Source organism: Streptomyces sp. NPDC004561, assembly GCF_053602155.1.
The window spans coordinates 1-5,794 of the sequence record NZ_JBSGDB010000521.1 but is presented as its reverse complement, the minus strand read 5'-3'; the positions used below and the strand labels follow the sequence as shown (position 1 = coordinate 5,794).

The following is a 5,794-nucleotide window of genomic DNA, read 5'->3' as shown; positions in this document are numbered from 1 at the left end:
GAGCAGGAGCCAGCCGTCGAGGAAGGTCACCCACCACAGCAGCACCGGTGCGGCCGTGCCCTCGCGGACGTGCTTGCGGTACGCCTTCACCCGGCGTGGCGCGGCAGGAGGAAGGCGAGCAGGAAGGTCAGGGCGAGCATGCCGTCGACGATCCACAGCACGGTCTTCATGACGCTGCCGAAGCCGCTCTCGAAGGCCGACGACGCGGTGGCCTTCAGCGCGGCGGGCACCTGGGCGCCGGCCTGAGGGGACGTCACGGCGGCACGGGTGTCCCGCTCCAGGCGTGTGCAGGAGGCCGGGGTCGCGGCCGGGTCCTTGGCGGTGGCGCGGTCCGAGGCGCACTTGCGCAGGTCCGCCACCACACGGTCCTGAGCGGCCGGGGCGACACGCGCGGCGGCGAGCTGCCCGCGCAGGCCGTCCGCCCGGTGGTCGACGGCGGTGGCGATCCCGCCACCCAGCAGACCGAAGAACACGGTGCCGAGAAGGGCCACGCCGAAGGCGCCGCCGAGCTGCTGTACGGCGGTCATCGTGCCGGACGCCGAGCCCGTCTCGTGCTGCTCGACGCTGGCGAGCACGATGTCGAAGAACGGCGCCATGAGCAGGCCCATCCCGATGCCGGTGACGAGCAGGGACGGCAGGAGCTGCCAGGGGCCGACTCCGCTGCCCACCTTGTCGAGGGTGAGCCACACACCGAACACACCGAGCGCCATGACCAGCGCGCCCGCCTGCAGCACGGCACGTCCGAACCGGGCGACACCCTGGGCGACGCCGAAGCCGACGATCATGCCGCCCGACCAGGGCACCATCACGAGGCCCGCCTTCAGCGGCGAGTAGCCGAGTCCGAGCTGGGTGTAGAGGTTGAAGACCAGCATGAAGCCCTGCATGGTCGAGAAGAAGACCAGTCCGAGGGTCATGCCGCCGCTGAAGCCACGCTTGCGGAAGAGGCTGGGGACGACCAGCGGGTCCCGGCCGTCCTTGCTGCGGCGCGACTCGTACATGCCGAAGGCGACGAACACGACCACCGAGGCGGCCATCATCGCGAACGTCCACACGGGCCAGTCGTACTCACGGCCCTGAACCAGCGGGAAGATGATGAGCAGCGCGGCCAGCGAGACCAGGAGCATGCCGGGGATGTCCAGGCGCGGCTTGTCGCCGGACCGGCCCCTCGGCAGGTAGCGCAGGGCGCCGAGGAAGGCGGCGGCCCCCAGCGGCAGGTTGATCAGGAAGATCATCCGCCAGCCGGTGCCGAAGTAGTCGGCGTCCACGAGCCAGCCCGCCAGGATCGGCCCGCACACCGCGGACAGACCCATGACCGGGCCGAACATGCCGAACGCCTTCTGCGACTCCTTCGGCGGGAACATCTCCTTGATCATGCCGAGGCCCTGCGGCAGCATCACCGCGCCGAACAGCCCCTGTACGACGCGTGCGCCGATCAGCATCTCGGGCGACACGGCCACCGCGCACAGCAGCGAACCCAGGGTGAAGCCGGCGGCCCCCACGAGGAACATCCGGCGGCGCCCGTGGATGTCGCCGAGCCGTCCTCCGGTGACGAGGCCGACGGCCATCGAGAGGGTGTACGCGGCGGCGAGCCATTGCAGAGTGGAGGCTCCGCCGCCGAGGTCGGCCCGCATGGAGGGGCCGGCGATGTTCGTGACGACCGCGTCGAGGAGATCCATCACCTCGGCCGCGAGGATCACGAAGAGCGCAGCCCAGCGCCACCGGTAGGGCGCTGGCGAGTCGGTGGGCGTCTCGGCGGACGCGACACCGGTGGTGGACATCGGAACTCCTCGGAGGAGGGCCACGCCGGGCTGGTGACCGGGGCGCGGTGGGGCGGATGGATTGTGGTGCCCGGCTCGTTGGCCCGGCCCGGGCGGAGGGGCGGATGACTTGACGCCCCAGAGAACAGCGTTCACCCTAACGGAACAGTGCTCACTCGGCGAACGCTGTTCATTAAGATATAGCGCAACTTCGGATGCTGGACAAGATATATCGCGTTGCTTGCCGTGAAGGCCGCCGGGCGCCCGGGAGAACACTGTTCTCCCGGCACCTAGACTGTCCTCATGACCGACGCGGCCGCCGGCACCCCCGCATCTCCTCCGCCGTCCCCCTGGGAGCGCGAGCGCCCCGCGCGCGCCCATGTCACCCCGGCGCGCGCCCCGTTGTCGCGTGAACGAGTGGTCGAGGCCGCCTTCACCGTGCTGGACCGCCAGGGGCTCGACGGGCTGTCGATGCGTCAGGTCGCGGCCGAGCTGGGGGTCACGGTCTCCGCCCTGTACGCCCACGTCAGCTCCAAGGACGACCTTCTGGAGTTGATGTACACCCGCCTCTTCGACGGCTTCGAGATGCCCGAACCCGACCCGGAGCGGTGGCGGGAGCAGGTGCGGGACTACGCCCGCGCGGGCCGCAAGCGGCTGCTGTCCCACCGGGACATGGCCAGGATCTCCATGGCCCACGTCCCCTTCACCGCCGAACTGCTGCCGCACGTGGAGGCGTTGCTCGCCGTCTTCCGTACCGCCGGGCTGCCCGACCGCATCGCGGCGGAGGCCGGTGACCTCATCTCCACGTACATCGACGGCTTCGTCCTGGAGGAGGGCATGTGGCAGGACCGCGCGGCCCAGCACGGCGGTGACGGTTCCTCCCTGGCGCGTCCCGACTGGCGCGAGATGGCCGACGAGATGCAGAACTACTTCGCGTCCCTGCCCGCGGGCGACTTCCCCCATCTGCGCGCCCTGGCCGGGCTGATGGTCACGGACTCCTCCGACGAACGGTTCGAGACCGGCCTGGAGATCATCCTGCGCGGCCTGGCAAGCTACCTGCCGAACCCGCCGGCCTGACGCCTTCCTCGTGGAACGGCAAGCGTGCAATCGCCGCAGCGAGGGCCGACGTGGCCGGCCGCTGCCGACCCCATCTCGGGCAAGTGCCCGTGCCGGGTGGCTACGTGGACGCGGGTGCGTCCGAGCAGCCCGCTCGTCCTCCTGCTGGCCCCCGCCCGGCAATTGGCATACGACGCGCCCACTCCGATGCCTCGTCGGTGGGCCGTGACGGAGCCTCCTTTCGTCTCGTGACGGATTATTGACCGCTGGTTCGGACTCCGCGATGCTGTGTTGCGAAACATGAGATGCGTGCCGTAATAGGCAACATCCTGTCCCTCTGTCGGTCGAGGAGTGGCCATGACTCAGCAGGTCCGTGGTGTCGTCGCGCGGAGCAAGGGCGCCCCTGTCAGCATTGAGACGATCGTCGTGCCCGACCCCGGGCCGGGTGAGGCGCTGGTCAAGATCGAGGCCTGCGGCGTCTGCCACACCGATCTGCACTATCGCGAGGGCGGCATCGGCGACGACTTCCCCTTCCTGCTGGGGCACGAGGCCGCGGGCGTGGTGGAGGCGGTCGGCGAGGGGGTCGCCGACGTGGCCCCCGGTGACTTCGTGATCCTCAACTGGCGTGCCGTGTGCGGCCGGTGCCGGGCCTGTCTGCGCGGCCGGCCGTGGTACTGCTTCGACACGCACAACGCCAAGCAGAAGATGACCCTGACCGACGGCACGGAACTCTCGCCGGCCCTGGGGGTCGGCGCCTTCGCCGAGAAGACGCTGGTGGCGGCCGGTCAGTGCACCAAGGTCGACCGGGCCGCGTCGGCGGCCGCCGCCGGACTGCTGGGCTGCGGGGTGATGGCGGGCCTCGGCGCGGCCATCAACACCGGCAACGTCGGACGCGGTGACACCGTCGCCGTGATCGGCTGCGGCGGTGTCGGAGCCGCGGCGGTCGTCGGGTCGAAGCTGGCGGGCGCGGCGAAGATCATCGCCGTGGACATCGACGACCGCAAGCTGGCCACGGCGAGCGGGCTGGGCGCGACCCACACGGTCAACTCCAAGGACGTGGAGGCGGTCGACGCGGTGCGCGAGCTGACCGGGGGCTTCGGCGCGGACGTCGTGATCGAGGCGGTGGGCCGTCCGGAGACGTACCGGCAGGCCTTCTACGCCCGCGATCTCGCCGGCACGGTGGTGCTGGTCGGCGTACCCACGCCGGAGATGAAGCTGGAGCTGCCCCTGCTGGACGTCTTCGGCCGGGGCGGGGCGCTGAAGTCGTCCTGGTACGGCGACTGCCTGCCCTCGCGCGACTTCCCGATGCTCATCGACCTCTATCTGCAGGGCCGCCTCGACCTGGACGCCTTCGTCACCGAGACCATCGCGCTGGACGAGGTCGAAAAGGCCTTCGAGCGGATGCACGGCGGGGACGTGCTGCGCTCGGTGGTGCTCCTCTGATGCCGGGCGCCCGCATCGAGCGCCTCGTCACGTCGGGGACGTTCTCCTTGGACGGCGGCACCTGGGACGTCGACAACAACGTGTGGATCGTGGGGGACGACGCCGAGGCGGTCGTCGTAGACGCCGCCCACGACGCCGGCGCCATCCTCCGGGCCCTCGGCGGACGCACCCTGCGTGCCATCGTGTGCACCCACGCGCACGACGACCACATCGGTGGCGCGCCCGAGCTGGCCGCCCGCACCGGAGCGCCGGTCCTGCTGCACGCCGACGACCTGCCGCTGTGGAAGCAGACCCATCCCGACCGGGCGCCCGACGGCGAGCTGACCGACGGGCAGCGCCTCACGGTCGCGGGCACGCCGCTGACCGTGCTGCACACCCCTGGCCATGCCCCCGGCGCCGTCTGTCTGTACGCCCCGGAGCTCTCCGCGCTCCTCGGCGGCGACACCCTGTTCGCCGGCGGGCCCGGGGCGACGGGAAGGTCGTACAGCGACTTCCCCACCATCATCGGTTCGATCAGGGACCGCCTCCTCACCCTGCCGGACGACACCGTCGTGCACACCGGCCACGGGGACACCACCACCATCGGCGCCGAGGCGCCGCACCTCCAGGAGTGGATCGACCGCGGCTTCTGACCGCCCGGTGCGCCGCGGCACCCGGACACCCCGTGACCCGAGGCATCCGGACGCCCGGCGAAAAGCGGCCCTGCCCTGGTGACGCCCCCTGCGGACGGCATCGGCGGCAGGGCCGTCGCCGCACGGTCAACGCCTTCTGTTCCACCCGCTCACCTGCGCTTTCGAGGTCGCTTCGGCATGCCCGGAAAACCGCCGTCGAAGCCCGCGCAAACCGGCCTCTGGATGCCTTGACAAGGCTTCAGGGCGGCCCCCAGACTGACGTTGCGCTCATCGCAATCCGTTTCGCTATACGCACCGAGGTGTCATGATGATTCCCGCGTGCCGTCTCGCGGATCTGCCGCGAGGCGAGGCCCACCGGCTCCACTGCGACCCGCCGGTGTCGGTGTTCCACACCGATGACGGCGAGCTCTTCGCCATCGACGACACCTGCACCCACCAGGACGCCTCGCTCGCCGACGGCTGGCTGGAGGGCTGCGAGGTCGAATGCCCGCTGCACGCCTCCAAGTTCGACCTGAGGACGGGAGCCGTGGACGCCCCTCCGGCCAAGCTCCCGGTCCGCACGCACGAGGTCGTCGTCGAGGACGGCATGGTCTACGTGCGGCTCTCCACGGAGGCGCCCAACCTGCCGCCGTGCGTCGCAGCCCGCCTGGCCGGAGGCCCCGCGTGAGGACCGTGGCCGTGGTGGGCGCCTCGCTGGCCGGTCTGTCGGCCGCGCGGTCACTGCGGCAACGGGGGTACGACGGCCGTCTGGTCGTCATCGGCGACGAGCCGCACCGCCCGTACGACAGGCCGCCGTTGTCCAAGGAGTTCCTGGCCGGCGCCATCGCCGAAGCGGACCTGGCGCTGGAGACGGACGGCGAGGAACTCGGGGCCGAGTGGGTGCTCGGCGTCCGCGCCACCGGACTC

The 5,794-nt window shown here is 71.1% G+C and carries 6 protein-coding genes; 5 read left to right on the top strand and 1 reads right to left on the bottom strand.

Going from position 1 to position 5,794, the window contains the following annotated elements:
- Window positions 1-86 precede the first annotated feature (86 nt).
- Window positions 87-1,778 carry an MFS transporter gene (locus ACWEN3_RS39625; protein ID WP_452981534.1) on the bottom strand — a complete coding sequence of 564 codons (1,692 nt, stop codon included), beginning with the start codon at window positions 1,776-1,778 and terminating at the stop codon, window positions 87-89.
- Window positions 1,779-2,060: 282 nt separating this feature from the next.
- Between ACWEN3_RS39625 and ACWEN3_RS39620 the strand changes: the two genes are divergently transcribed.
- The 5 genes from ACWEN3_RS39620 to ACWEN3_RS39600 form a co-directional block, all read left to right on the top strand.
- The gene (locus tag ACWEN3_RS39620) at window positions 2,061-2,834 is read left to right on the top strand and encodes a TetR/AcrR family transcriptional regulator (protein ID WP_452981532.1); all 774 of its coding nucleotides are present in this window, start codon (window positions 2,061-2,063) and stop codon (window positions 2,832-2,834) included.
- A gap of 336 nt (window positions 2,835-3,170) precedes the next feature.
- Window positions 3,171-4,256, top strand: a complete 1,086-nt coding sequence (locus tag ACWEN3_RS39615; protein ID WP_452981529.1) for an S-(hydroxymethyl)mycothiol dehydrogenase — start codon at window positions 3,171-3,173, stop codon at window positions 4,254-4,256.
- Window positions 4,256-4,888: an MBL fold metallo-hydrolase gene (locus ACWEN3_RS39610; protein WP_452981526.1), complete on the top strand. Its 633-nt coding sequence runs from the start codon at window positions 4,256-4,258 to the stop codon at window positions 4,886-4,888. The genes ACWEN3_RS39615 and ACWEN3_RS39610 overlap by 1 nt, the downstream gene beginning before the upstream one ends.
- 304 nt (window positions 4,889-5,192) lie before the next feature.
- The gene (locus tag ACWEN3_RS39605; protein WP_452981524.1) at window positions 5,193-5,555 is read left to right on the top strand and encodes a bifunctional 3-phenylpropionate/cinnamic acid dioxygenase ferredoxin subunit; all 363 of its coding nucleotides are present in this window, start codon (window positions 5,193-5,195) and stop codon (window positions 5,553-5,555) included.
- On the top strand, window positions 5,552-5,794 hold a 243-nt coding region (locus tag ACWEN3_RS39600; RefSeq protein WP_452981521.1), incomplete at its 3' end, for an FAD-dependent oxidoreductase. The genes ACWEN3_RS39605 and ACWEN3_RS39600, both read left to right, overlap by 4 nt.

Excerpts from the sequence above, each read along its gene's own strand:
- ACWEN3_RS39625 (WP_452981534.1), bottom strand. The coding sequence starts at position 1,778 with ATGTCCACCACCGGTGTCGCGTCCGCCGAGACGCCCACCGACTCGCCA.
- ACWEN3_RS39620 (WP_452981532.1), top strand. The coding sequence starts at position 2,061 with ATGACCGACGCGGCCGCCGGCACCCCCGCATCTCCTCCGCCGTCCCCC.
- ACWEN3_RS39615 (WP_452981529.1), top strand. The coding sequence starts at position 3,171 with ATGACTCAGCAGGTCCGTGGTGTCGTCGCGCGGAGCAAGGGCGCCCCT.
- ACWEN3_RS39610 (WP_452981526.1), top strand. The coding sequence starts at position 4,256 with ATGCCGGGCGCCCGCATCGAGCGCCTCGTCACGTCGGGGACGTTCTCC.
- ACWEN3_RS39605 (WP_452981524.1), top strand. The coding sequence starts at position 5,193 with ATGATGATTCCCGCGTGCCGTCTCGCGGATCTGCCGCGAGGCGAGGCC.